Origin of the sequence: Burkholderia seminalis DSM 23518 (genome assembly GCF_902832885.1) — a bacterium.
Lineage (GTDB): Bacteria > Pseudomonadota > Gammaproteobacteria > Burkholderiales > Burkholderiaceae > Burkholderia > Burkholderia seminalis.
Genome location: NZ_CADFDK010000003.1, coordinates 540691 through 566567, shown reverse-complemented (window position 1 = coordinate 566567; position 25877 = coordinate 540691). Strand labels below are relative to the sequence as shown.

Sequence of the window (25877 nt, the reverse complement as noted above, 5' to 3'; positions counted from 1 at the left end):
TCCGGCGCGACGCGTCGTATTCGCGCGGGTCCCGGCGTCGCATGCTTTACGTTATCCTGTCGCCCTCGACCGCATGCCCGATCCGATGAAGCGTCCGCCGTTCTCCACTCAACTCGTCATGCTCTGGGCGCTCGTCGCGGCGCTCTGCGCGACGCTGGTCGCGGTCGTCTGGGTCATGGCCAGTTCCGCCGAAGGGCAGCAGATCGCCGGTGCGCGGGCCGCGGGCGCAGCGGCCTGCGAAGCGGTCGCGTCGCGTTACGATACGTCCGCGCCGGCCGGCGCGCAGCCGGATGCCGCGCTGATGCATGCGATCCTCGATATCGTCCTCGCGCGCGCGCCGGACATGGAAGGCGGTTTCTGGACGGCGGGCGGCGGCGCCGCGGCGAGCGGTTTTCTCGCGTATTCCTTTCCCACCTATCAGGGCAGCGGCATCAAGCGCGACGTGCCGGACGCGGAAACGCCGCTGATTCTCCGCACGCTGCGCGCGGCCGCCGCGACGCGCGCCGCGACGTCGAACGCCGTCGAGGGCGCGCAGGATGCCGTGATCGCGGCGGCGTGCCCCGTCCGCGCCGGATCGGGCCTGTTCGTCTGGATGCTGACGCGCGCGCGCCCGCCGCTCGGCCGGCACGGCGAGCTGCTGGCGCTGGGCCTCGCCGGCGTGCTCGCGGTGATTCTCGCGATCGCGGCGGCGCTGGCCATCGGATTGCGCCGCTGGAAGCGCAATCTCGCGCGGATCGAGACCGGGCTCGGGCCCGACGGTCGCGAACCGCACCTGCCTTACGTCGGCGAGTCGGATCTCGACCGGATCATCGAGGCGTTCAACGCGCGCGCACGGCGTGCCGAACACCTGCAGCAGCAGGCCGCCGAACTCCGCACGCGGCTCGCGCAGGCGGAACGCTTCGGGATGCTGGGCAAGCTGGCCGCCCAGGTCGCGCACGAGATTCGCAACCCGATGGGCGCGATGCGGCTGAAAGCCGAAAACGCGCTGGCCGGCGACAGCGGGCGGCAGCAGGATGCGCTGCGCGTGATCCTGGCGCAGATCGAACGCATCGATGCGCAACTGTCCGGCCTGCTTGCGCTGACGCAGCCGGTCAGCCCGCATGCGACGCGGGTCGATGTCGACGTGTGGCTCGCGCAGGTCGTCGACGCGCACCGCGAGCTGGCGCAGCGCCGGTCGATCGAGCTCGCATGGTCGCGCGGCGAGCCTCGCGAGCGCGTGGCGGAGCCCGCCGGTTTCCCCGTGTTCGATCCCGACCAGATGCGCCGCGCACTGGACAACCTGGTGCTCAATGCGCTGCGCCATGCCGGCGACGGCGGCGCGGTCACGCTGACCGCCGCGCGTCGCACCGATGCCGGACGCGACTGGCTGAGGATCACCGTGTCGGATACCGGCCCCGGCGTTCCCGCCGAGCAGCGCGACCGCATTTTCGAGCCGTTCGTGACGGGACGGGCGGACGGCACGGGCCTCGGTCTTGCGGTCGTCCGCGAAGTGGCCGCGGCGCACGGCGGCCAGGCCTGGCTCGACGACGTGCCGCGCGGCGCCTCCTTCGTCATTGAAATCCCATGGCAACCATCCTCATAGTCGACGACGACGCGGCGTTTCGCGATGGCCTGGCCGAGACGCTCGCCGATCTCGGCCATCGCGTCGTCGAAGCGGAGGCCGGGCAAGCGGCGTTGAGCGTGCTGCGCGATGGCGTCCGCGTCGATTGCATCTTTCTGGATTACCGCCTGCCCGACCTGGACGGGCTCGCGGTGCTCGCGCAATTGCGCGACGATCCCGCGCTGGCCGCGATTCCGGTCGTGATGCTGACCGCCCATGCGACCAGCGACAACACGATCGACGCGATGCGGCTTGGCGCGTTCGATCACCTGACCAAGCCGATCGGGCGTCGCGACATCGCGCAACTGCTCACGCGCGTCGTGTCCGCGAACACGCCGCCGGCGGCCGCCGAGCCGCACGGCGACGGGTTCGCGCGCGAACCCGTGTCGACCCGCCCCCGGCTGCTGGGCGTGAGCGCCGCGATGCGCGACGTGCAAAAGCAGATCGGCCGCGCCGCAACGAGCGACGCGACCGTACTCGTCACCGGCGAGACGGGTACCGGCAAGGAAGTGGCGGCTCGCGTGCTGCATGCGGCGTCGGCGCGGCATGCGCAGCCGTTCGTCGCGGTCAACTGCGCGGCGATTCCGGCCGATCTGCTCGAAAGCGAATTGTTCGGGCATCGTCGCGGCGCGTTTACCGGCGCGCATGCCGATCGCGCCGGACGGCTCGTCGAGGCCGACGGCGGCACGCTGTTTCTCGACGAGATCGGCGACATGCCCGCCGCGATGCAGGCCAAGCTGCTGCGCGCGCTGCAGGAGCGCCAGGTGACGCCGCTCGGTGCGGATCGTCCGACGGCGATCGACATTCGCGTGGTGGCCGCGACGCACCGCGATCTTGCCGCGGCGGTCGCGAACGGCACGTTTCGCGAAGACCTGTTCTATCGCCTGAACGTCATTCCGCTGCACTTGCCGCCGCTCGCGGAGCGCGTGGCCGACATCCTGCCGCTGGCCGCGCATTTCCTGGCGGGGGCGGCAGGCGCGCGTGCGTTGCACCTGACGAACGACGCGCAGCGGGCGTTGCTCGATCATCGCTGGCCCGGCAACGTCCGGGAACTGCGCAACGTGATGGAGCGGGCGGCCGCGCTGGCGCCCGGGCCGGCCATCGGTGCGGCCGATCTCGGGCTGGCCGTCGTGCCCGCGCTTCAGAACGGCAGCGACACGCTCGCGCTACCGGCCTCGCTGTTCGACCTGCCGTTGCCCGATGCGCTGGCGGCGGTCGAGCGCGCCGCGATCCTGCGCGCGCTCGAGCGCGCGAACGGCAATCGCGCGGAGGCCGCGCGGCAGCTCGGTATCGGCCGGCAATCGCTCTACGCGCGCATGGCTCATCTGGGGATCGAGCGCGACGACTAGCCGCGCCGATGTGACTGTCGGAATCTCCGACAACGGCGGGTGAAACATGTCGGGAATCCCGACACGTCCCGCACGGTCCGTCGTCCGGAACACCGCCCGGCGGGCGCGCGCGTGCTGGCACGCGTGTTGCGAATATCGACGCATCGCAACCCGTTGCCGGAGCCCGCCATGATGTCGACCCCACTTGCCGCGCGTTCGCGGCCGCCGCGGCGCGCCGCCGTTCGCCGCACCGCTGTCGGACTGTGCGCCGTCGCGCTGCTTGCCGCGGCGACCGCCTGCGCCGCGCAGATTCCGCCCGCGCCGCGTGCGGACGAGCCGCCCGGCGCACCGCCGCGCGCCGGCCTCGACCCGGCGCCGCCGGTCGGCGTGCCCGGCGGCGGCATCGCTCCCGACGCGCTCGTGTCCGGCACGCTGGCACGCATGACGATCAACCCGGAAGGCGACGTCGACGGTTTCGTGCTGACCGACGGCACGCTCGTCCGCCTGCCGCCGCATCTCGGCACGCAACTGGTCGCGCTCGCGCGGCCGGGCGAGCGCGTCACGGTGGCCGGGGAACGCCGCCTCGGCGACGACCTCCACGCGCGCGTCGTGCGCAACGACCGCACCGGCGCGTCGCTGTCGGACCAGCCGCCGGCACCTGCCGCGCCGATGCCGCCCGCACTGCGCGGCGTCAATCTGACCCGGATCAGCGTGTCCGGCGTCGTGCGGCGCGTCATGCGCGCGCCGCGCGGCGAGCCGGACGGCGTGATGCTCGACGACGGCGCGATCGTCAAGCTGACCGTGCCGGCCGCCCAGCAATTCGGCGGGCTGCTCGTGCCCGGCGCGCGCGTGGCCGCGGTCGGGTACGGCACGCGCAACGCCTATGGCGAAGCGCTGCAGGCCACCGCGTTCGGTGCGCCGGGCCGCGTCGTGAATCTCTATGACGACGTCGCGCGCTGATCGCGCGTCGTTTTCTCTTCATCCAATAAGGAGTCCTGCCATGCACTGGATCGATCCCGCCTGCCTGCCCGAAACGCGCGGCCGCGTCACGCAGTTCCTGCTCAACCCGCACGGCGACATCGACGGCCTGGTCCTGAACGGCGACCTGCAGGTTCACGTGCCGCCGCATCTGGGCCGCGAACTGGTTCGCCACATCGAGGTAGGCGACCGCATTCGCGTGCGCGGCGTCAAGATGCGCGGCGCCGAGACGATCGCCGCGGTGCAACTGACCGGGCGCCACGGCGTCGAGATCGTCGACGACGGGCCCGTGCACGGTGCGCCGAAGCCGCCGCATGGCGGCCGCAAGCCGATGGAGATGAGCGGCGAGGTCGCGTTCGCGCTGCACGGCCCGAAAGGCGAGCTGAACGGCGCGTTGCTGGCGAACGGTGCCGTGCTGCGGGTGCCGCCCCATGCGGCGGCCGAACTGAGCGACTATCTGCGCGCCGGTGTCCATGTCATGGCGTGGGGACAAGGCGTCGTCACGCGATACGGCGCCGTGCTCGATGTCAGCGAGATCGCCGAACTCGTCGATGCGGAAGACGAATGACCGCCCGTCGACCATGAAACCGACGCGCGCGCTCGAGGCGCTCAACTTTTTCCTGGCCGACGTGCAGGCCGGCATCGGCCCGTTCGTCGGCGTGATCCTGCTGTCGCGCGGCTGGAGCGCCGACGCGATCGGCTCGGTCATGACGCTGGCCGGGCTCGCCGCGATGGCCGCGACGCCGCCGGCCGGCGCGCTCGTCGATGCGCTGCGCGCGAAGCGCGCGCTGATCATCGTGGCCACCGCCGTGACGGCGCTCGCCTCGCTGGCGCTGATGGTCGCCGACGGCTATCCGGCGGTGGCGGCGTCGCAGATCCTGGCCGCCGTCGGCGGCGCGGCGCTGGCGCCGGCCGTCGCGGGCGTGACGCTCGGCATCGCGCGCCGGCAGGGTTTCGACCGGCAGTTCGGCCGCAACCAGATGGCGAACCACGCGGGCAACGTCGTGGGCGCGGCGCTCGCCGGCTGGCTCGGCTGGCATGCGGGATTCGACGCGGTGTTCGCGCTCGTCGCCGTGTTCACGATCCTCGCGATCGCGAGCACGCTGGCGATTCCCGGGCAGGCCATCGACCATGCGTGCGCGCGTGGCCTCGACACCGAGCCTGCCGCGCCGCGAACGCTTGCCGCGCACGACGACCGGCCCGCGGGCGCGCCGACGATGCGCGTCGGCGGCATGCGTACGCTGGCCTCGAACCGGCCGCTGGTCCTGCTCGGTGCGTCGCTCGCGCTGTTTCATCTCGGCAACGCGGCGATGCTGCCGCTCTACGGGATGGGCGTGGTCGCCACGCATCGCAGCAACGCGAGCATGTTCACCGCGCAGACCATCGTCATCGCGCAGCTCGTGATGATCGCGGCCGCGTGGCTCGCACCCCGGTTGATCCGCGCGCACGGCTATTGGCGCGTGCTGCTGCTGTCCTATCTGGTGCTGCCGGTGCGCGGCGCGCTCGCCGCCGTCCTGATGAGCGAGGCGGGCGTCTGGCCGGTGCAGGTGCTCGACGGTATCGGCGCCGGCCTGCAGAGCGTCGTCGTGCCGGCGCTCGTCGTACGCCTGCTGCACGGCTCCGGCCGCGTGAACGCCGGGCAGGGCGCCGTCGCGACCGCGCAGGGCATCGGCGCGGCGCTCAGTCCCGCGCTGGGCGGCGTGCTCGCGCAGCACTTCGGTTATCCGGCCGCATTCGTCGTGCTGGGCGCCGTGTCGACCGGGTCGCTCGCGCTCTGGCTCGGCCATGCGCGCGCGCTGAGCAGCGTGTGCGGCAAGCCGGCCGATCTGCCGGCCACGTCGTCATGAACGTGCCTGTCCTCTCCATGTCATTTCCGACTTGTCCATGAATTCCGTTTCGCTTGCATGGCTGATTTCCGCGCTCGCCACGGCGGGCGTCATCGCGCGTCCGTTCGGCTGGCCCGAGGCGACCTGGGCGGTGAGCGGCGCGCTGCTGCTGGTCGCATGCGGCCTGCTGCCCGTGCATCCGGCGCTCGAGGCCGTCGCGAAGGGCGGCGACGTGTACCTGTTCCTGACCGGCATGATGCTGCTGTCCGAGGTCGCGCGGCGCGAAGGGCTGTTCGACTGGGTCGCGACGCGCGTCGTCAATCGCGCGCAGGGTTCGCCCCGGCGCCTGTTCGCGCTCGTCTACCTGGTGGGCGCGGTGACGACGGTCTTCCTGTCCAACGATGCGACCGCCGTCGTGCTGACGCCTGCGGTCGTCGCGGCCGCGCGCCGCGCGAAGGCCGAGCCGCTGCCGCTGCTGTACATCTGCGCGTTCGTCGCGAACGCGGCGAGTTTCGTGCTGCCGATCTCGAACCCGGCGAATCTCGTGCTGTACGGCGCGCGCATGCCGCCGCTCGGCGCATGGCTGGCCCACTTCGCGGTTCCGTCCGTCGTGTCGATCGCCTGCACGTACGGGATGCTGCGGATCACCCAGCGACACGCGCTGCGCGGTCGTTGCGAATCGGGCCTGCCGACGCGGCCGCTCACCGGCGGCGGCCGTATCGCGCTGGCCGGCATCGCGGTCACGGCCGCCGCGCTGATGGCGGTGTCGGCGCTCGATCTTCCGCTCGGGTTGCCGACCGCGGCGGCGGGTGTCGTCACGGTCGCGTGCGTGCTGGTTCGGGATCGCACGGCCGCCGTGCCGATCGTTCGCGCGATTTCATGGAGCGTGTTGCCGCTCGTCGCCGGGCTGTTCGTCCTGGTCGAGGCGCTCGACCGGAGCGGCGCGGTGCGTGCGCTGGCCGGGCTGCTGCGCGCGCTGACGGCAAGCGGCGAGCAGACCGCCGCGGCCGTGGCGGGCGTCGCGATCGCGCTGGCGTCGAATCTGGTCAACAACCTGCCGGCCGGACTCCTCGCGAGCTCGACGATCGACGCCGCGGGCAGCCCGCACCGGGTGATCGACGCGATCCTGATCGGCGTCGACCTGGGGCCGAACCTGTCCGTGACCGGATCGCTCGCGACGATCCTGTGGCTCGCGGCTATCCGGCGCGAGGGGCTGCAGGTCGGCTTCCGCGCGTTCCTTGCGGTCGGCGCGTGCGTGATGTTGCCGGCCCTGCTGCTCGCGCTCGCCGCACGGCTCGCGCTCGGCGCGTGACCGCGGTACGCGGCGGCCGGCCGATTCCGGCTAGAACGCGTAGGCGAGCGACGCGAACAGGCTGCGCGGTGCGCCTGGCGTGACCCACAGGCTGTTGTAGGAGCTGACGTAGGTGGTGCGGTTGAACAGGTTGTTCAGCACCACCGACGCGCGCAGGTGCTTGTCGATCTGCACATAGCCGTTCAGCTGCACGGTCGCATAGGCCGGCAGGTCGAACCCGTCCTGCGTGTTCGCGGTATTGCCGGCCCGGCGTCCGACGTAGATCACGCCGGCGCCGGCGCCGGCCTTGTCCGCGAACGGCACCGCGGTTTCGTACAGGAGCAGCGCGCTGCCGCTCAGGCGCGGAATGTCGACGAGGCGTGCGCCGGGCGTCAGCACCGCGTCGCGCGTGACCGCGGCATCGACGTAGGCGACGTTGACGAGGCCGCGCACGCCGTGACCCAGGTCGCCGTTCCATTCGAATTCGACGCCGCGGCTGCGCACCTCGCCCGCCGCGCGGGAGAAGCCGGCGTTGGCCGGATCGGCGGTCAGCACGTTGCGCTTGTTGACGTGGAATGCCGCGACGGTGGCGAGCCAGCGTGCGCCGGCCCATTTCGCGCCGACTTCGTAGCCATGCCCCTTCTCCGGATCGAACGCGCGGCCGTTTACGTCGGCGCCGTTGTTGGGCCGGAACGAATACGCGGTGTTCGCATACAGCGACAGCGCGGGGCTCATCTCGTACACGATGCCGAGGCGCGGACTCAACGCGGTCTGCAACTGGTGGCTCGTCGTGCCCTTCAGGCGGTTCTCGACCGACTGATGAAAGCGATCCCAGCGCAGCCCCGCGAGGATTTTCCAGTGCGGCCCGAACGCGAGCGTGTCCTGCGCATAGACGCCCTGGCCGTCGTCGCGCTCGAGCAGGTTGGTCGCGGTGCGCGGCACGGGCGCCGGCTGGCCGTAGACGGGATCGAAGATGTCGATCGCATACGGCGCGGCGGCCGTGGGTGTCGAGCGCGCGACGAACTGGTCGTAGTTGAAGCGGTACGCGTCGATACCCAGCACGAGCGTGTGGCCGATGCCGCCGGTGCGGAACTTGCCGGCCGTTTCGACGCGGCCTTGCAGGTCGTTCGAGTGGAACGCGACTTGCCGGTAGCGGCGCCACAGCGTGCGGCCGTCCGGCTGCAGCGCGAATGCCTCGGACGAGCGGCCGGACAGGTCGGTGGTGCGCTGCGCGAAGCCGGCGTTGACCGACCAGTTCGCATCGACGCGATGCTCGAGCGTGAACTGATGGCCCGTGTTGCGCACGTCGAAGTCGCCGTCGCGCGGCTCGCCGAGGAAGCGCGACGCGGGAATCGCGCCGAGCTGCCCGCCCACCGCGACCACGCCGCGATCGAGCGGCGCGCGCTGGCGCACGCTCTCGAATTCGTAATGGAGCGTCGTGTCCGCGCCGATGTCCCACGTGAACGACGGCGCGAACAGGTAGCGCTTGCTCGACACCGTATCGCGGAAGCTGCCGTTGTTCTCGTTCATCGCGACGAAGCGGTACGCGAGCGATTTCGTCACGGGGCCGGTCGAATCGAGCGTCTCGCGCAACGCGCCATAGCTGCCGGCCGACACGCCGACGGCATTCGCGCGCGTGAACTGCGGCTGCTTCGTCGTGTAGCTGATGAGGCCGCCCGGATCGCCGCGCCCGTACAGCGCCGACGCCGGCCCCTTGAGCACTTCCATGCGCTCGAGGTTGACGGTGTCGCGCGGGACGCCGATGCCGCGATTCCACGAAAAGCCGTTGACGAGGTAATCGGTGCCGGACGTGTTGCCGTCGCCGGCGAAGCCGCGCACCGCGTAGTTGTCCCACAGCCCGCCGAAGCTGTTTTGCCGCGCGACGCCCGCGACCCAGTCGTACAGGTCCTCGCCGCGTGTCGCCGCGACGGTCCGCACGAGTTGCGCATCGACGCTGCTGACCGCGAACGGGATCTCCATCACGTCCGCGTCGCCACGCGTGGCGCTCGTCGAGTCACGCGTGCGAAACGGCGCGCTCGCGCGCTGCCCGGCGATCTCGATGGTCGGCAGCGTCGCCTCCTGCGCGTCGGCGGTGCCCACGCCGGCCGCGCCGACGACGATGGCCATCGGTGCGGCCGCCCATTTCTTCCTGCTCATACCCTGTCCTTTGATGTGGTTGGCGTTCGGGCAGGGCTGACGGTTGCGCATCGGCATCTGTGTTCCAAACGGTACATTTGCGCGGAAATTTAATGCAAATGAGAGGCATTTGCAATCGTAAGCTCGCATTTTTGTGTGCGACGCGATGCGGCTCGCCACAGGCACGCGGCCATGGAAGTTGGCGCAATCGGTGGATTTCGTGAATTCCGAATGGCGGGAATTTGCGACGAGCTCAGGAACTGGGAAATCGCCGGGGTTGAGCCTTGATAGCACTATCCAGTCGAATTTTTTCCGGGTAAACGAGGATCGGTTTGGCGTTATTCGCGCACTGGCGAGTTTGACAAATCCCGTAATTCGGGATTAAAGTGATCTCCACTTCATTCAACCCGTCGAGCGGACGCATGAACATCCCACAGTTGGACATCGATGCCGGAACACGAAGCGGGGCGGGCGTCGTGCTCGCCACGGCGCGCGACGCGGGCGTCGACGTCTGTTTTGCGAACCCCGGTACCACCGAGATGCCGTTCGTCGGTGCGCTGGATACCGTGGCGGGCGTGCGCCCGATCCTCGGGCTGTTCGAGGGCGTATGCACCGGGGCGGCCGACGGTTACGGCCGCATGGCCGGCAAACCCGCGATGACGCTGCTGCACCTCGGGCCCGGGCACGCGAACGGCATTGCGAACCTGCACAACGCGCGCCGCGCCCGCACGCCGATCCTGAACATCGTCGGCGATCACACGCGCGATCATCTGAAGTACGACGCGCCGCTCACGTCCGACATCGAATCCCTCGCCCGCCCGGTGTCGGTGTGGTATCGCAGCGTGGCGCGCGCCGCGGATCTCGCGACGGATACGGCCGACGCGATTGCGGCCGCGATGGCCGCGCGGCGCGGCGTCGCGACGCTCGTGCTGCCGGTGGATCTGCAGTCGGTCGCGGTGCGCGGCGGTTCGGTGTCGCCGGCCGTCGTTCGCGCGGCCGCGGTGTCGTTCGACCGAACCCGGGTCGAGCGGGTCGCCGATCAGTTGCTCGGCGGCCGGCCGGCCGTGCTGCTGCTGGGCGGCCGCGCGCTGTCGGCACGCGGGCAGCGCGCGGCGGCGCGCATCGCGGCGGCGACCGGCGCGACCTGCTTCGGCGAGACGTTTCCGGCGCGCGCCGAGCGCGGCGGCGGCCTGCCGGACATCGACCGCCTGCCGTATTTCCCCGAGCCGGCGCTCGCCGCGCTGGCCGGCCGGCGCGTGGTGCTGGCGGGGGCGCTCGCTCCCGTCACCTACTTCGGCTACGAAGGCATTCCCGGCGAACTCGCGCGCCCCGAGGACATCGTGACGCTGGCCGAGCCGGGCGACGCGGCGGACGACGCGCTGGACGCGCTGGCCGCGCGCATCGGCGCGCCGGAGGGCGCCGGCGGCGTGCCCGTCGAGCGCTGGCAGGTGGAAAGCGGGCCGCTGACGCCGCAAGCCGTCGGTCGCGTGCTGGCGAATGCGCTGCCCGACGACGCGATCGTGTCGATCGAGGGCGGCACGTGCGGTTATCCGTTCGTGACCGCGTCGGCGCGCGCGCGCCGTCACACGATCCTCACGAATACCGGCGGCGCGATCGGCCAGGGTTTGCCGGTGGCGCTCGGCGCCGCCGTCGCGTGCCCGGCACGCCGCGTGTTCGCGCTGCAGTCCGACGGCAGCGCGCAGTACACGATCCAGTCATTGTGGACGATGGCGCGCGAGCGTCTGCCGATCGTCATGCTGATCGCCTCGAACCGGCGCTACGGCATCCTGCAGACCGAGCTCGCACGCGGCGGCCTGCCGGCCGACACGCCGCACGCGAGCCGCCTGACGCTGCTGGACGATCCGCCGATCGACTGGCTCGCGCTGTCGCGCGGCTACGGCGTACCGGCCGAGCGTACGAGCACGGTGCAGGCGCTGTCCCAGGCGCTCGACGACGCACTCGCGCACACCGACGGGCCGCGGCTCATCGAAATGTGCCTGCCCTGATCGCGCCGCCCGCCGACTTCTTCACTCCCGACTCTGATCTTTCATCGTTATGGACCTGCAACTCCACGGAAAAGCCGCATTCATCACCGGCGGCAGCATGGGCATCGGCAAGGCGGTCGCGCTCGAACTGGCGCGCGAAGGCGTCAACGTCGCCATTGCCGCGCGACGCCTCGAACACCTCGAGGCCGCCGCCGCCGAGATTCGCGCGACGCTCGCGCCGCTGGGCGACGCGGCCGGCGCGATCCTGCCCGTCACGCTCGACACGACCGACATGGCGTCCGTCGAAGCGGCGATGGCGGCGAGCGTCGAACGTTTCGGCCGGCTCGACATCCTGCTGAACGGCGCCGCGCATCCGGGCGGCCTCGTGCGCGCGGAGCTGGAGCACGCGGATCCGCAGGGGCTGCTCCAGGACATCGACATCAAGGTCGTCGGCTACCTGCGTTGCGCGAAGGCGGCAGCGCCCTACATGCGGCGCCACGGTTTCGGCCGGATCGTCAATGTTGGCGGGCTCACGGGCCGCGGCAGCAAGCAGCTGTCCGGCATGCGCAACGTCGCGATCGTGCACCTGACCAAGACGCTGTCCGACCAGCTCGGCCCGTTCGGCATCACGGTCAACACGATTCACCCGGGCGTCGTCGAGACCCCGCACATTCACGAGCTCTACGAGAAGGAAGCGCGGAAGCAGGGGCTGACGGCCGCGGAGGTCGAGGCCAACTACGTGAAGGTCACGCCGATCCGGCGCGTGCTGCAGCCGGAGGAAATGGGATGGATCGTGGCGTTTCTCGCGTCCCCGAAGTCCGGCTCGATCACCGGCGAGTCGATCGGCTGCGACGGCGGGCTCACGCGCGGCATTTTTCTCTGACACAAGGAGCATCGCATGACTGCAACCGTACTGGTCGCCACCGCCGGACAAGGCATCCTGCGCTCGAACGACGACGGCAAGACCTGGCATCGCCTCGGGCTGGACGAGCCCATCGAGTTCGACGGCATCGTGCGCGCGCTCGCGGTGGACCCCGCGACGCCGTCGCGGGTGTATGCCGGTGCCGATTCGGGGCTGTGCATCAGCGAGGATGGCGGCGCGCACTGGTTTCGCCCCGAGAACCTGCTGAACGGGCAGACAGTCTGGTCCGTCGCGATCGATCCCGCGAATCCGGCCGTGCTGTATGCGGGCACCGGCGCGCCGTCGCGCGCCGCGCTCTACAAGTCGAGCGACGCGGGTCTGACCTGGGCGCGAACGGCTCCCGAGTTCCCGGAGTTCTGTTCGGGCGTCAATCGTCCGCGGCTGCTGACGATCTGCGTGGACCCGGAGGACGGCCGCAACGTGTGGTACGGCGTGGAGGAAGGCGGCGCATGGCGCAGCCGCGACGCCGGTGCGACCTGGACGCGCGTGGACGGCCCCGGCACGGCGATCCGCAACAGCGACATTCATGCGATCGCCGTGCTGCCCGCCGGGCCGCACCAGCCGAAGACCACGGTGCTGCTGACGGTGAACGCGGTGCACGTGAGCGACGACGACGGCCTGACCTGGGACGGCAAGCTGTCGCGCGACCGCTTCGACGGGCTGTACTACACGCGCACGGTCGTCCAGCTGGCGGCGCCCGGCGGCGACCTGCTGATGGCGATCGGCGACGGCACGCCTGGCACGCGCAGCCGTATCTACCGCTCGCCCGATCGCGGCCGTGCATGGCACGAGACGGATCTGCACACGCCGCCGAATTCGACGTTCTGGGCATTCGGCGTCCATGCGGCGCGGCCCGGGCTCGTCTATGCGGGGACCAAGTACGGGCACCTGTTCCGTTCGCACGACGGCGGCCGGAGCTGGACCAAGGAATGGCGCGATTTCAGCGAGATCACGGCCGTGGCGTGGACGCCGTTCGAAGCGCCGCTCGTCGCCCACGCGCAGTCGACGCATTGAGCGGAGCGAGCGATGACCCAGCCTGACCTCCAGCAACGGGCGGCGCATGCGAACGCGCTTGGGCTGCCGCTGCCGGTACCGCGCGTGCAGCGCACGCACCTGTCGCTGTTCGTGCGCGATCCGGTGCGCTCGAGCATCTGGTATGCCGACGTGCTCGGCATGACGGAAACCGCTCGCGGCGAGCAGTGGGTGTTCATGTCGTTCGGCCAGAAACACCATGACATCGCGCTGATTCGCGCGGCGTCCGATGCGGAACTCGGCACGATCGGCCTGCAGCACTACGGTCTCGAAATCGCGGGCGGCCTGACCGAACTGCGTCGGCTGTACGGGATGCTGATCCGTCGCGACGTGCCGATCGTGAAGATCACCGATCACAAGGTCGGGATCGGCGTGTATTTTCCGGACCCGGACGGCAACCGGCTCGAATTCTTTTGCGAAACCGTCACGGACGACGAGGAAGGCAAGCGCGTGCTGCACCGGTACAACGCGCCCAGCGATCCCTTCCAGCTCGAACCGCTGTTCGACTGACGCGCCGTCCATTCATTCCGACATCATCGATACTTTATAGAGGATTACTGATGAGCAAGATCGCCAATTTCGAAGGCTTTCATATCCGCAAGTGGTATACGCAGATCGAGGATTCGCTCGCGAACGAGTCCGGCCAGCTCGCGGACGGCGAGCCGCTGCGCAAGATCGTGATCGCCGCGGCCGTGCACAACCCGTATGCGGGGCGGTACAGCGAAAATCTTGACGATCTCGTACGCCCGTCGCCGGCGCTCGGGCAGGAATTCGCGCGACGCATCGCGTCGCTCGCGGCGGGCCAGGCGATCGAGAGCTACGGCAAGGCGTGCCTGGTCGGCTCGGCCGGCGAATACGAACACGGCAACGCGTTCCTCACGTCGATCTTCGCGGAGCCGATCCGTGCCGCGCTCGGCGGCGGGAAGTCGTGGGTGCCGTCGAGCGGCAAGCGCGGCCCGATCAACACGGTGATCGACGTGCCGCTCGCGCACAAGGATGCGCTCTACGTGCGCTCGCATTACGACACGGTGACCTGCCTGTTTCCCGACGCGCCCAACGACGACGAAGTGCTGGTGATCTTCGCGTTCGCGACGCGCGGCCGCCTGCACGCGCGGCTCGGCGGCCTGAAGGCGAGCGAGATCGTCGGTCGCGACGGCCTGGTGTGAAAGCAGGGGCTGCCGGAGAGCGAATGATGAATACGGTGTCCGTCAAGGATGGATGGGTCGAGAGCGACGGGTTGCGGCTGCACTACGTGAGCTGGGGGCGCGACGATGCGCCGGCCGTGGTGATGCTGCACGGCTTGCGCAGCTACGCGCGGACGTGGGAGCCCGTCGCCGACGCGCTGGCCGACCGCTACCGGGTCGTTGCGCTCGATCAGCGCGGGCGCGGGCTGAGCGACTGGGATCCGCGGCGGGACTATTACGCGGCGGCCTACGTGCGCGATCTCGATGCCCTGGTGCGCGCGCTCGACCTGCGACGATTCGTGCTGGCCGGGCATTCGATGGGTGGCGCCAATGCGTTCGTCTACGCGGCATCGAATCCGGACCGGCTTGCCGGTCTCGTGATCGAGGACATGGGCCCGGGCGCGTCGGCCGGCTCGCAAGGTGCCGAGCGCATCAAGCGCGAGCTGAAGGAAACGCCGGACGCGTTCGCGTCGTGGGACGACGCGCGCGCATTCTGGCGGCATCAGCGGCCGAACATCGCGGAATCCGCGCTCGATTCGCGGGTCGCACACTCGCTGAAGGAAGACGCGCACGGACGGATCGTGTGGCGGCACGACGCCGCCGGGATCGCGGCGGCACGGCTGGCCGCGACGCCGGAGCAGCTCGTCCATCTGTGGCCGCTCGTCCTCAACCTGCACGTGCCCACCCTGCTGTTGCGCGGCGGCGCGTCGGACTTCCTGTCCGCGGAAGTGGCGGCCGAAATGGCGGCCGCCAATGCGGGAATCGAACGGATCGACCTGCCCGGCGCGACGCATTACGTGCATGACGACCAGCCCGATGCATTCAATCGCGCACTGCGATCATGGCTCGATCGTCTCGACGATCCGGCGTGGCGGACGGGGGCCGACGCATGAAGGCGAACAATCCGGAGCGGACCTCGGTCGCGATCGTCGGCGCGGGGCCGAACGGCGTGGCGATGGCGAATCTGCTCGGCCTCTACGGCATCGCGACGGTGATCGTCGAGAAGGCCGCGGAGATCGTCGAATTTCCGCGCGCGGTCGGCATCGACGACGAAGCGTTGCGGATGTTTCAGACAGCCGGGCTCGCCGATGAACTGAGCCGCGACATCATCCAGAACGTGCCGCTGCGCATGTTCAAGGCGAACGGCGAATGCTTTGCCGATATCCGCCCGTCGATCCGCGAATTCGGCTGGTGGCGGCGCAACATCTTCATGCAGCAACTGGCCGAACGAACGCTGCGCGCCGGGCTGGCCCGCTATCCGCACGTGTCGCTGCGGACCAGTCAGGAAGTGGTGGATGTCGAACAGGACGACGGAGGCGTCACGTTGCAGGTGCGCCGCGCGGACGGCCGGCAGTACGCGCTCCAGGCCGACTACGTGGTCGCGGCCGACGGCGGACGCAGCCCGATGCGCGAGCTGCTCGGCGTCATGCTCGCCGGCACGACGCATCCGATCAAGTGGGTCGTGGTCGACGTGAAGAACGCCGGCCTCGACCAGCCTTGCACGGCGCTGAACTGCGACCCGCGCCGCCCGAACGTCTGCATCTATCTGCCGTTCGATTTCCGGCGCTGGGAATTTCTCGTGTTTCCGCACGAGGAGGAAGCGGCGATCGCCCAGCCCGACTCGATTCGCGCGCTGATCGCGCCGTACGTCGACGACATCGAGCGCGTCGAGATCGTGCGGGCGCGCACCTACACGCACCATTCGCGCGTGGCCGAGCGTTTCGTCGTCGGTCGCGTGGCGTTCGTCGGCGATGCCGCGCACCTGAGTCCGCCGTGGATCGGCCAGGGCCTGAACGCGGGCCTGCGCGACGTGGGCAACCTCGCGTGGAAGCTGGCCGGCATCGTCCGTGGCACGTTGCATCCCGGCGTGATCTCGACGTACGAATCCGAGCGGCGCGATCACGCGAAGGCGATGATCGACCTCGCGGACACCTTCGGCGCGATGCTGATGCCGACCAACCGGCTCGTCGCGTTTCTGCGCGATCGCGTCCTCGGGCTCGTCCGCTTCGCACCGGGGCTGAAGGACTACATCCTGCAGATGCGGTTCAAGCCGATGCCGAGCTACACGCGCGGCATCGTGCTGCCGGGCGGCTCGGATGCGGTCGGCAGGATGATCGTGCAGCCCGACGTCGAAACGGCCGATGGCCTGCGCCGCAAACTCGACGACGTGCTGGGCCCGTGGTTCTCGATCGTCGGCTGGCAGTGCGATCCGCAAGCGTGCCTGAGTGACGACGATCGTGCGTACTGGACGTCGCTCGGCGCGACCTTCGTGCAGGTCAGCCGTTCGCGCAGCGGGACGAGTCGCGCCCGGCGCGTGACCAGCGTGCACGGCAGCGCTTGCGTCGAGGACGTCGATAACGCGCTGGCGGCATGGTTCGACCGGCATGCCGGCCCGCTCGTGGTGGTGCGCCCCGATCGCTACGTGGCGGCGCAGACGGACGTCGCGGGGATGGCGCGCGCGACCGCGGCCTTTCAGGCGTTCGCGCCGCGACAACGGGAGGAAGCGCATGTTTGTTGAGCAACGCACCTATACGCTGGTGCCGGGCGGCGTCGCCGAATATCTGCGGCTGTATGCGGAATGCGGGCGCGCCGCGCAGGAGCGGGCACTCGGCACGATGATCGGCTGTTTCGCGACGGAAGTCGGGCCGCTGAACCAGCTCGTCTATCTATGGGCATTCGATTCGCTCGACACGCGTGCGCGGCGGCGGGCCGCGCTGATGGCCGATCCCGAGTTCGGGACGTTCCGCGGCAAGGTCCGGCATCTGCTCGTCAGGCAGGAAAACCAGATTCTCCGGCAGGAAATCGGCGGCTTGCTGCAAGCGCCGCAACAGGCGGCGTGACACGACCGTCGCACCGTTCGCGCCCACCGCGCACTTTCAACCGAGGATACCGTCTTGATTCCGTTTACGCCGCTGACTTCGCGCATGGTGCCTGATGCGTGCGCCGATTATCCGCCGCTTCGTCTGTATGTCGATGGACGGTTCCTGCCGGCCGACGGCCGGCGCACGCAGCCCGTCGTCGATCCGGGCAACGGCCGCGTGCTCGGCGACCTGCCGCATGCGACGCGGGCCGATATCGACGCCGCCGTGCATGCCGCGCATCGCGCGTTCGCGGCATGGCGCCGCGAGTCGCCGCTCGTGCGCTCGGACATCCTGCGCCGCGCCGCTTCGCTCGTGCGCGAGCGCGCCGAGTCGATCGGCCGCCACATCACGATGGACCAGGGCAAGCCGCTTCGCGAGGCGGTCGCGGAGGTCGTGTCGTCCGCGGAACAGCTCGAATGGCACGCGGAGGAGGGGCGTCGCACCTACGGCCGCGTCGTGCCCGCGCGTTCGCCGGACGTGATGCAGACGGTGCTGCGGGAGCCGATCGGCGTGTGCGCGGCGTTTTCGCCGTGGAATTTCCCGTTCAGCCAGGCGATGCACAAGATCGCGGCCGCGCTTGCGTCGGGGTGCACGCTGGTGCTGAAAGGGCCCGAGGAATCGCCGAGCGCGATCGTCGCGCTGGCGCACCTCTTCCACGATGCGGGGTTGCCGCCGGGCTGCCTGAACATCGTGTGGGGTGTGCCGGGCGACGTATCGACGCAGCTGATCGAGGCGCCGCAGGTGCGCAAGATCTCGTTCACCGGTTCGGTGCCGGTCGGCAAGCGGCTGGCGGCGCTCGCCGCGTCGCACATGAAGCGCATGACGATGGAGCTGGGCGGACACGCACCGGTGATCGTCTGCGCGGATGCCGAGATCGAGCGCGCCGCGACGATGCTGGCCGCGTACAAGTTTCGCAATGCCGGGCAGGTGTGCGTGTCGCCGACGCGGTTCTTCGTGCAACGCGCGGTGTTCGACCGCTTCGTTGCCGCGTATCTGGAAGCGGTCGGCAAGATCCGCGTCGGCTACGGACTGGAGGAGGGCGTCACGATGGGGCCGCTCGCGCATGCGCGGCGCGTGTCGGAGATCGACGCGTTCGTCGCCGACGCGAAGGCGAACGGCGCGGCGATCGTCGCGGGCGGCACGCGTTTGCCGGGGCCCGGCCATTACTTCGCGCCGACGGTCGTCGTGGCGCCGCCGCGCGAGGCGCGCCTGATGAACGACGAGCCGTTCGGCCCGATCGTCGGGATCGTGCCGTTCGATGCACTCGACGATGCGCTCGCCGAGGCCAATCGTTTGCCGTTCGGCCTGGCGTCGTACGCATTCACGACATCGGCACGCAACGCGCACCGCATCGGCCGCGCGCTCGAGGCCGGCATGGTCAACATCAATCACTTCGGCATGGGGCCGGCGGAGATCCCGTTCGGCGGCGTGAAGGACAGCGGCTTCGGCAGCGAGGGAGGCACGGAGACCTTCGACGGTTATCTGGTCACCAAATTCATCACGCAACTGAACTGACGGTGCGCATGCCGGCGCCCGCGCGCGGCGTCGCGCCAGCCTTCAGGTAGCTTCGCCGATCTGCGCGGTGGCGTCGATCAGCAGCTTGCCGAGCACGTGCTCGTCGAACAGCGCGAAGTGCTCGGCGCGGAAGACCAGCGACAGGCTGCTGTTGATCTCGCCGCTGCTGGCGGTGCGGATCGGGGCGGCGATGCCGACGAAACCGGCGTCGAGTTCGCCGCGCGAGATCCAGTAGCCGGTCTCGACGATCTGCTGGCAGTGCCGCCAGAACTGCGTCCAGTCGGCCGCGAACTCGCCGAACGCGGCATTGTGCCGTTCGTGCAGCCGTTTCAGGCGCGCGCGCGACATCGCGGCCACGATCACTTTCGACGACGCGCCCTGGAACAGCGGCATGATGCGGCCGCGGCCGAAACCGAGCTGCAGGTTCTCGGCGCCGGTTTCGTGCATGACGTTGATGATCTGTTCGTCGAACAGCGTCGACACGAGCGCATCGCCGCCGGTGACCTGGACCAGTTTCTGGATGACGGGCTTCGCGGCGGTGAGCGTCGGGTCCGACTGCCGCATGTTGTAGTCGAGATGGATGATGCGCGGGCCCAGCGTATAGCGGCCGTTGGTGCCGACGAGCAGGCCGACGGAAGCCAGTTCCTTCACGTAGCGATAACACGTGGTGCGTGAAAAACCCAGGTGTTCGGCGATTTCCTCGGCGGTCATCGACGTCGCGGACGAAGAGAAGACGTCGAGGATGGACAGCATTTTGGTGAGGCTCGACATGACGTGATCCGGAAATCAGGCGGCTTGCGGCAATGGAACGGGAGGATCGGAAACGGCTCGCGCCGCGCCGCGGTCGCGGGTGACGCGACACATCGGCGACGGCAGGGCCGTAGTCTAACTTAAGTCGTGGCGGCGGCAACGGGACACGCATCAAGGAATGCGCGTGACACATGCCACTGACGGTCCCGAGATCGCGCCGCGTCGAATCGATATGGAATCCTATGTTGACGATGAAGATGACGCAACCCGGTACGGCCTGCGTGCGGTCCGGCTCGCGGACGCGACGCGCGAAAACTCGATGAGGAGAAGAAGATGGGAACGTGGTTGAAGATGATGGCGCTGTGCGGCTGCGGTGCCGTTTCGCTGGTGTTCGCGCAGTCGAGCGTGACGCTCTACGGTTCGCTGGACACCGGCATCACCTATACGAGCGACGTCGCATCCGCGCCGCGCGGCGGCCGCCAGCTCGCGCTCCAGGCGGGCGTGTCGCGCAACGACGTGTGGGGCCTGACGGGCAGGGAAGACCTCGGCGGCGGCAACTTCGCGGTATTCCGGCTCGAAAGCCAGTTCCAGACATCGGACGGCACGCTGACCGTGCCGGGCTCCGCGTTCAGTTCGCAAGCCTACGTCGGGCTCGGCGGCGACTGGGGCACCGTGACGCTCGGGCGCCAGTTCGATTTCGTCGGCGATCTCATGCCGTCGTTCGCGATCGGCGCGAACACGCCGGCCGGGCTGCTCGCGTGGGGCTTGCCGGCGAACGCGTCGGCGGGCGGCGCGCTCGACAACCGCGTGTGGGGTGTGCAGGTGAACAACGCGGTGAAGTACGTGAGTCCGACGTTCGGCGGTGTCGCGTTCGGCGGCATGTGGGGGTTCGGCAACGTGCCCGGCACGGTCGCGCGCGGCAGCGTGCAAAGCGCGATGCTGTCCTACACGCAAGGTGCATTCAGCGCCGCGCTCGCCTATTTCGGCCAGCACGACGTGACGGCCGGCGGCAATCTACGCAATTTCTCGGGCGGGGCCGGCTACAACGTCGGGGCGTTCCGCGTCTTCGGCATGGTGTCGGACGTCCGGATCAGCGCCGCCGCGCCGCTGCGCGCCACCACCTACGACGCCGGGTTGACCTATGCGGTCACGCCCTCGTTGCAGCTCGGCGGCGGTTTCCAGTACCAGCAGCGCGGCGGGGACATCGGCTCGGCCAACCAGATCACGCTGAGCGCCGACTATTCGCTGTCGAAGCGCACCGCGCTGTACGCTGTGTTCGCGCGCGGGCACGACAGTGCTTACGGCGCCCAGGTCGAGGCCGCGCTCGGCGCAGCGGCGGCAGGCGCGTCGCAGACGGCGGTGCGCGTCGGGGTGCGGCATCAGTTCTGACCGCACGGGAAAGCCCGGGTTGCCGCGTGCGGCAGCCCGGCCCGCGGGTCGCCGCGCTCAGAACCGGTGCATCATCCCGATCCGCAGCGCCAGCTGGTTGCGGCCCGACGACTGCCCGGCCGTGCCGAGCACGTGCGCATAGTCGAAGTCGGTACCGGTGTTGCCGGTCGCATGCTGGTACGCACCCTGGATGTAGGTCGAGGTCCGCTTGCTGAGGTCGTAGTCGAGCATCATCGACAACTGGTGCCAGCTCGGCGATGCGTCGCCGGCCGTCGTGGCGACATGCGCGTGCGTGAACGTATAGGCGGCACCGAGCCAGAGGTCCGGCCGGAAGAAATACTGGCCGTTGACCTCGAAGTTGTCGAATTTCCAGGCGTTCTGCGTGCCTGCCGCGGGCGGGTTCGCGAAGTAGAGATTCGACTCGGGGTGGGTCACGTCAACGTGTGAATACGCGGCGGAGAGCGTGAACGTGTCGCTGAACTTGTATGACGCGCCGGCATCGATGTTCTGCTGCGAGCGGCCGCTGAATACCGTGTCGTCGCTCGACAGCGCGCCGCCCGCGGTCGCGCCGCCGTTGTTCGCCTTCAGGTAGGCGACGGCGGCGGAGAACGCGCCCATCTGGTACTGCACGGCCGCGCTGTAGACGCGGTTTCGCGCGAAGCCGCCCGCCTGGTTCGAGAGGCCGTAGAGCACTTCGCCCTTGAAGCCGGCATACGCGGGCGACACGTACTTGACGCTGTTCTGGATGCGGTAGTCCCAGTCGGCGTTGTCGTTGTCGTACGGGTGCGCACCGAAGTCGCCGAGCCAGTTTCCGGTGGCCGTGAACGGGCTCCACATGTCGAGCGTGGGGTCGTACTGGCGGCCGAGCGTGAGCGTGCCGAACCGGTCGGAATCGAGTCCGACATAAGCCTGCCTGCCGAACATCCGGGACGTCACGCCGAGCGCACCCGTACTTGCGTTGAAGCCGTTTTCGAGCTGGAACAGCGCTCTCAGGCCGCCGCCGAGGTCTTCGGTGCCTTTCAACCCCCAGTTGCTGCCGACGGTGTCGCCGCTGACCATCTGGTAGGCCTTGCTGCCGCCCGCGTTGCTCGTGAAATTGACGCCTTCGTCGATCAGCCCGTACAGCGTCACGCTGCTCTGCGCATGGGCCGTCAGGCCGAATCCCATCGCGCCGGCGGCCGATACGGCCGCAATCATCTTCTTCATCGTCGATCTCCAGGTGAGCGCCGGATTGCCGGCGCGGTACCGGTTTCGAGGGCGTGCAAGGGCATCGGACGCCCGAACCGGTCAGGTAGTAGTTAGTAAAACGAAGCAAGGAAAATGCAGGAAACCGGGCCGCCGTCACCAGGCGGCCCGAAGGCGAATCCCGACCGGGCCGCGCGCCCGGACGGCGGCGGCGTTACAGCATCCGCCGCAGCACGTCGTTTTCCGGATTGCGGTCGAAGAACCGGTGTTTCAGCGCGCCGAGAACGTGCAGGACGATGAGCGCGAGCAACGTGTAGGCCAGCGTCCGGTGCAGCCACTGGAACGCCTCGAACCAGTGGTCGTTTTTCGGCAGCAGCTCAGGCACGCGGAACAGGAAGAACGGCACGCCGTCGCTCTGCGTATAGGTACTGGACATCGAATAACCCATCAGCGGCACGACGATCGCCAGCGTGTACAGCAGGATGTGGCCGATCCTGGCGAGCTTGCGGTCGAGCCTCGGCAGGGTCGCAGGCAGCGGCGGCAACGGCTTCATCGAGCGGATCGCCAGTTGCGTGACGACCACCAGCAGCGTGAGCACGCCGAATTCCTTGTGGGTCGGGTAGTACCAGTCGAATTTGGCCGGCAGGTTGTCGTCGAGCCGGACCATGGTCCAGCCGGTCCACAGCTGCGCACCGATCAGGATCGCCCGGGCCCAGTGCAGCAGCCGAAGGGCGAGCGGGTATTTCTCCACCGTGAATGCAACGGCCTGGTTTTCCATTTGGCGTGTGATCCTCGAAAACGAAATAACGGCGGGCGGGGCGCCGGGCATCGACGTCCCGCGAGGGTGCCCATCGGCGCGCGGGGGCATGGCCATGCGCACGAACCCGGGATGCCGGGCCCGTGCACGAAGGCCGGCGGCGTCAGGCGATCGACCGCGAATCCGCGCAGCACGCCTGCAGCGCCTCGCGCAGCGTGACCGCGATGAAGTCGGCTTCGTCCGGCAGCAGCGTCAGCGGCGGCGACATCACGACCTTGTTCGCGATCGCGCGGACCAGGACCCCGCGCTTGCGCGCGGCATCGGCCACGCGCGCCGCAAACCCCTGGCCCGGGTCGAGCGGCGTGCGGCTGGCCTTGTCGGTCACCAGATCGAGCGCCAGCATCAGCCCCTTGCCGCGCACGTCGCCGACGGTCTCGAAGTCGGCTTTCAGCGGCTGAAGCTGCTCGAGCAGGCGCTGGCCGACCCGTGCGGCATTGCCCGGCAGATCCTCGGCTTCGACGATGTCGAGCACCGCGAGCGACGCGGCGCACGCGAGCGGATGCCCGCTGTACGTGTAGCCGTGCATGACCACATGCGAGAAGCCCGCGCCGTGTTCGATCGCCTGCGCGATGCGCCCGTTGTACAGCGTCGCGCCGAGCGGCACGTAGCCGGCCGAAATTCCCTTGGCGACGCACAGGATGTCGGCGGCGACGCCCCAGCCGCGACTGCCGAGCATGCTGCCGGTGCGGCCGAAGCCCGTCACCACCTCGTCGGCGATCAGCAGGATGCCGTTGCGGTCGCATACGTCGCGCACGCGCGCCCAGTAATCGGCCGGCGGGACGATCAGGCCGCCCGCGCCCTGGACCGGTTCCGCGACGAACGCGGCGATGGTCTGCGGACCGTGGAACGCGATCGTTTCCTCGAGCTGTCCGATGCAATGCTCGACGAGCTGCTGCGGATCGTCGCAGTTCCACGGGTTGCGATAGAGCCAGGGCGTATCGAGCAGCACGCAGCCGGGCAGCAGCGGGCCGTGATTGTAATGGTAGACGCCGTTGCCGCCGATCGACGTGCCGCCCATGTGCACGCCGTGATAGCCGTTGCGCAGCGACAGGAATTTCGTGCGCGACGGCTCGCCCGCGGCGATCCAGTACTGGCGCGCCATCTTGAGCGCGGTCTCGATCGCGTCGGATCCGCCGCTGCCGAACATCACGCGCTGCATGTCTTCCTGCGCGAACATCGCGCACAGGCGGTCGGCCAGGTCGTAGACGCGTGGGTGGGCGACGCCGTCGAAGGTCTGGTAGTACGACAGTTCGTCCATCTGCCGGGCGATCGCGCTTTTCACTTCCGGCCGGTTGTGGCCGACGTTGACGTTCCACAGGCCGCCGACGCCGTCGAGCATGCGGTGGCCTTCGACGTCGTACACATAGTTGCCGTCGCCGCGCGCGATGACGACGGTGGGGGTCGTATGCCCGGCGGCCGCCGAGCTCATCGGATGCCAGAATCGTTTTTGACGCGTTTGATAGTCCATGGTGTCTCTCGTCTCTCTTACGAAGTGCTTGAACAGGAGGCGGCGCGGTGTGCGCCGCGGGATCACAGGGCTGCGGTGACGATCTTGTCCTCGAGGTACGAATCGAGCGCGGCCTTGGACAGGTCGCGCCCGATCCCGCTTTGCTTGGTGCCGCCCCACGGCAGGCGCGCGTCGATCGGGCTCCACGCATTGATCGCGACGGCGCCGACGTCGAGCCGCTCGGCGACGCGGTGCGCGGTGCCGACGTCCTGCGTCCACACGGAAGCGGACAGGCCGAACGGCGTGTCGTTGGCAATGCGGATGGCGTCGTCCTCGGTGTCGAACGGCATGACCATGCCGACCGGGCCGAACACTTCGTCACGGGCGATCCGCATGCCCGGATGGACGCCGCCGAGCACCGTCGGGCGCATGAAGCAGCCGCGCGGCGGCACCTGTTCGTCGCCGGCCAGCAGCACGGCGCCTTCGGCGAGCGCGCCGTCGACCAGTGCGCGGACGCGTGCGAGGTGACGCGGGTTGATGAGGGCGCCCATCTGCACGCCGGGCTCCGACGGCGGACCGACGCGGATCGCGCGGGCCGCATCGGCGAGCCGCGCTTCGAGTGCGGGCGCGATCGAGCGATGCGCGAGCACGCGCGAGCCGGCGGCGCACGTCTGGCCCTGGTTCGCGAACATGCCGGCCATCAGCGACGGGATCGCACGGTCGAGATCGGCGTCCGCGAAGACGATCTGCGCGGCTTTTCCGCCCAGTTCGAGCGTGACGCGCTTGAAGGTCTTCGCCGCGGCGCCTGCGATCGCGCGGCCCACTTCGGTGCTGCCCGTGAAGCTGATCTTGTTGACGAGCGGGTGCGCGACCAGTGCGGCGCCGACTTCCGCGCCCACGCCGTGGACGATATTGACGACCCCGGCAGGGAGGCCGGCTTCGCATGCGAGTTCGCCGAGCCGGGCCACGGCCAGCGGCGCATCCTCCGACGGCTTGACGACCACCGTGCAGCCGGCCGCCAGCGCCGGCGCGAGTTTCCACACGGCGATCATCAGCGGCGCGTTCCACGGGATGATCTGGCCGGCCACGCCCACCGGCGCACGCCGCGTGTAGCTGAGCGTCGGGCGGCCCATGAAGCCGTCGGTCGGAATCGTGCGGCCCTCGAGCTTGTCGGCCCAGCCGGCGAAGTAGCGCAGCGTGTCGATGCACATCGGAAGGTCCATCATGCGCATCTCGGCGAGCGGCCGTCCTTGTTCGACGGCGAGCAGCTGCGTCAGCGCATCGCCGTCGCGTTCGACCAGGTCCGCCAGCCGCAGCAGCCAGCGGGCTCTGGCCGGCCCGCCCGCGCGGGCCCACGCGTCGTCGTGCAGGGCATCGTGCGCGGCACGCGCGGCGCGATCGACGTCTTCGGCGCTCGACGCGGGCACCGCGGCTACGTAGTCGCCGGTTGCCGGCGCAAGTTTTTCGAAGGTGCGGCCGGCGGAGGCATCGCAATGCCGGCCGCCGATCAGATTCTGAATTTTCATCATGGTGTCCGTGTTTCCCAGGGGCGAATCGTCGGGCCGAACCGGTGGCGGCGAGGGCAGCGGCCACGGTGCGGCTTCAACGTCGCTTTCACTGTATGTCGATGA

22 protein-coding genes are annotated in these 25877 nt (G+C 69.5%); 16 read left to right on the top strand and 6 right to left on the bottom strand.

Features of this window, described 5'->3' with window-relative positions; translation table 11 throughout:
- The first annotated feature begins 85 nt into the window (after window positions 1-85).
- From HWX00_RS13085 to HWX00_RS13060, 6 genes are all read left to right on the top strand, one after another.
- Window positions 86-1582 carry a sensor histidine kinase gene (locus tag HWX00_RS13085; RefSeq protein ID WP_069704969.1) on the top strand — a complete coding sequence of 499 codons (1497 nt, stop codon included), beginning with the start codon at window positions 86-88 and terminating at the stop codon, window positions 1580-1582.
- Window positions 1564-2949, top strand: coding sequence for a sigma-54-dependent transcriptional regulator (locus HWX00_RS13080; protein ID WP_175026815.1), 1386 nt, complete (start codon window positions 1564-1566; stop codon window positions 2947-2949). Before HWX00_RS13085 ends, HWX00_RS13080 begins: the two co-directional genes overlap by 19 nt.
- Before the next feature lie 168 nt (window positions 2950-3117).
- Window positions 3118-3888, top strand: a complete 771-nt coding sequence (locus tag HWX00_RS13075; protein ID WP_059562546.1) for a hypothetical protein — start codon at window positions 3118-3120, stop codon at window positions 3886-3888.
- A gap of 40 nt (window positions 3889-3928) precedes the next feature.
- Window positions 3929-4474 (top strand): hypothetical protein, encoded by a 546-nt coding sequence (locus HWX00_RS13070; RefSeq protein WP_034191835.1) that lies wholly within the window; start codon window positions 3929-3931, stop codon window positions 4472-4474.
- Between the two features lie 13 nt (window positions 4475-4487).
- The gene (locus tag HWX00_RS13065; RefSeq protein ID WP_049032425.1) at window positions 4488-5753 is read left to right on the top strand and encodes an MFS transporter; all 1266 of its coding nucleotides are present in this window, start codon (window positions 4488-4490) and stop codon (window positions 5751-5753) included.
- Window positions 5754-5790: 37 nt separating this feature from the next.
- Window positions 5791-7044, top strand: a complete 1254-nt coding sequence (locus tag HWX00_RS13060) for an arsenic transporter (RefSeq protein WP_034191834.1) — start codon at window positions 5791-5793, stop codon at window positions 7042-7044.
- A gap of 30 nt (window positions 7045-7074) precedes the next feature.
- On the opposite strand, the gene HWX00_RS13055 is transcribed toward HWX00_RS13060, so the two are convergent.
- On the bottom strand, window positions 7075-9180 hold the full coding sequence (locus HWX00_RS13055) for a TonB-dependent siderophore receptor (protein WP_175029382.1): 2106 nt from the start codon (window positions 9178-9180) through the stop codon (window positions 7075-7077).
- A 401-nt stretch (window positions 9181-9581) separates the two neighbouring features.
- Here HWX00_RS13055 and HWX00_RS13050 point away from each other — a divergent pair, with 401 nt between their 5' ends.
- From HWX00_RS13050 to HWX00_RS13010, 9 genes are all read left to right on the top strand, one after another.
- Window positions 9582-11165 carry an acetolactate synthase large subunit gene (locus HWX00_RS13050; RefSeq protein ID WP_175868114.1) on the top strand — a complete coding sequence of 528 codons (1584 nt, stop codon included), beginning with the start codon at window positions 9582-9584 and terminating at the stop codon, window positions 11163-11165.
- A gap of 49 nt (window positions 11166-11214) precedes the next feature.
- Entirely contained in the window at window positions 11215-12027 is an 813-nt protein-coding gene (locus HWX00_RS13045; RefSeq protein WP_034191831.1) for an SDR family NAD(P)-dependent oxidoreductase, read from the top strand.
- Between the two features lie 15 nt (window positions 12028-12042).
- A complete protein-coding gene (locus HWX00_RS13040; RefSeq protein WP_175027691.1) occupies window positions 12043-13080 on the top strand; it encodes a WD40/YVTN/BNR-like repeat-containing protein in 1038 nt (345 codons plus the stop codon).
- 12 nt (window positions 13081-13092) lie between these two features.
- The gene (locus HWX00_RS13035; RefSeq protein ID WP_175027692.1) at window positions 13093-13608 is read left to right on the top strand and encodes a VOC family protein; all 516 of its coding nucleotides are present in this window, start codon (window positions 13093-13095) and stop codon (window positions 13606-13608) included.
- A gap of 50 nt (window positions 13609-13658) precedes the next feature.
- A complete protein-coding gene (locus HWX00_RS13030; RefSeq protein ID WP_175027693.1) occupies window positions 13659-14264 on the top strand; it encodes an amino acid synthesis family protein in 606 nt (201 codons plus the stop codon).
- A 26-nt stretch (window positions 14265-14290) separates the two neighbouring features.
- Window positions 14291-15175 carry an alpha/beta fold hydrolase gene (locus HWX00_RS13025; protein ID WP_059562687.1) on the top strand — a complete coding sequence of 295 codons (885 nt, stop codon included), beginning with the start codon at window positions 14291-14293 and terminating at the stop codon, window positions 15173-15175.
- Complete coding sequence (locus HWX00_RS13020) at window positions 15172-16800, top strand: bifunctional 3-(3-hydroxy-phenyl)propionate/3-hydroxycinnamic acid hydroxylase (RefSeq protein WP_175027694.1); 1629 nt, start codon at window positions 15172-15174, stop codon at window positions 16798-16800. The genes HWX00_RS13025 and HWX00_RS13020 overlap by 4 nt, the downstream gene beginning before the upstream one ends.
- Complete coding sequence (locus HWX00_RS13015) at window positions 16790-17122, top strand: NIPSNAP family protein (protein WP_034191827.1); 333 nt, start codon at window positions 16790-16792, stop codon at window positions 17120-17122. Before HWX00_RS13020 ends, HWX00_RS13015 begins: the two co-directional genes overlap by 11 nt.
- A gap of 84 nt (window positions 17123-17206) precedes the next feature.
- On the top strand, window positions 17207-18658 hold the full coding sequence (locus HWX00_RS13010) for an NAD-dependent succinate-semialdehyde dehydrogenase (RefSeq protein WP_175027740.1): 1452 nt from the start codon (window positions 17207-17209) through the stop codon (window positions 18656-18658).
- Between the two features lie 42 nt (window positions 18659-18700).
- Here the strand turns inward: HWX00_RS13010 and HWX00_RS13005 are convergent, their stop codons facing one another.
- A complete protein-coding gene (locus HWX00_RS13005; RefSeq protein ID WP_034191825.1) occupies window positions 18701-19429 on the bottom strand; it encodes an IclR family transcriptional regulator in 729 nt (242 codons plus the stop codon).
- Window positions 19430-19741: 312 nt separating this feature from the next.
- On the opposite strand from HWX00_RS13005, the gene HWX00_RS13000 reads away from it, so the two are divergent.
- Window positions 19742-20797 carry a porin gene (locus tag HWX00_RS13000; protein ID WP_175027695.1) on the top strand — a complete coding sequence of 352 codons (1056 nt, stop codon included), beginning with the start codon at window positions 19742-19744 and terminating at the stop codon, window positions 20795-20797.
- 57 nt (window positions 20798-20854) lie between these two features.
- Here HWX00_RS13000 and HWX00_RS12995 read toward each other — a convergent pair whose 3' ends face one another.
- The 4 genes from HWX00_RS12995 to HWX00_RS12980 form a co-directional block, all read right to left on the bottom strand.
- On the bottom strand, window positions 20855-22003 hold the full coding sequence (locus HWX00_RS12995; RefSeq protein ID WP_124670011.1) for a porin: 1149 nt from the start codon (window positions 22001-22003) through the stop codon (window positions 20855-20857).
- 193 nt (window positions 22004-22196) lie between these two features.
- Entirely contained in the window at window positions 22197-22760 is a 564-nt protein-coding gene (locus tag HWX00_RS12990) for a cytochrome b (protein ID WP_175027696.1), read from the bottom strand.
- A gap of 142 nt (window positions 22761-22902) precedes the next feature.
- Window positions 22903-24267 (bottom strand): aspartate aminotransferase family protein, encoded by a 1365-nt coding sequence (locus tag HWX00_RS12985; RefSeq protein WP_034191821.1) that lies wholly within the window; start codon window positions 24265-24267, stop codon window positions 22903-22905.
- 62 nt (window positions 24268-24329) lie between these two features.
- Window positions 24330-25775 carry an aldehyde dehydrogenase family protein gene (locus tag HWX00_RS12980; protein WP_175027697.1) on the bottom strand — a complete coding sequence of 482 codons (1446 nt, stop codon included), beginning with the start codon at window positions 25773-25775 and terminating at the stop codon, window positions 24330-24332.
- Between the last annotated feature and the right edge of the window lie 102 nt (window positions 25776-25877).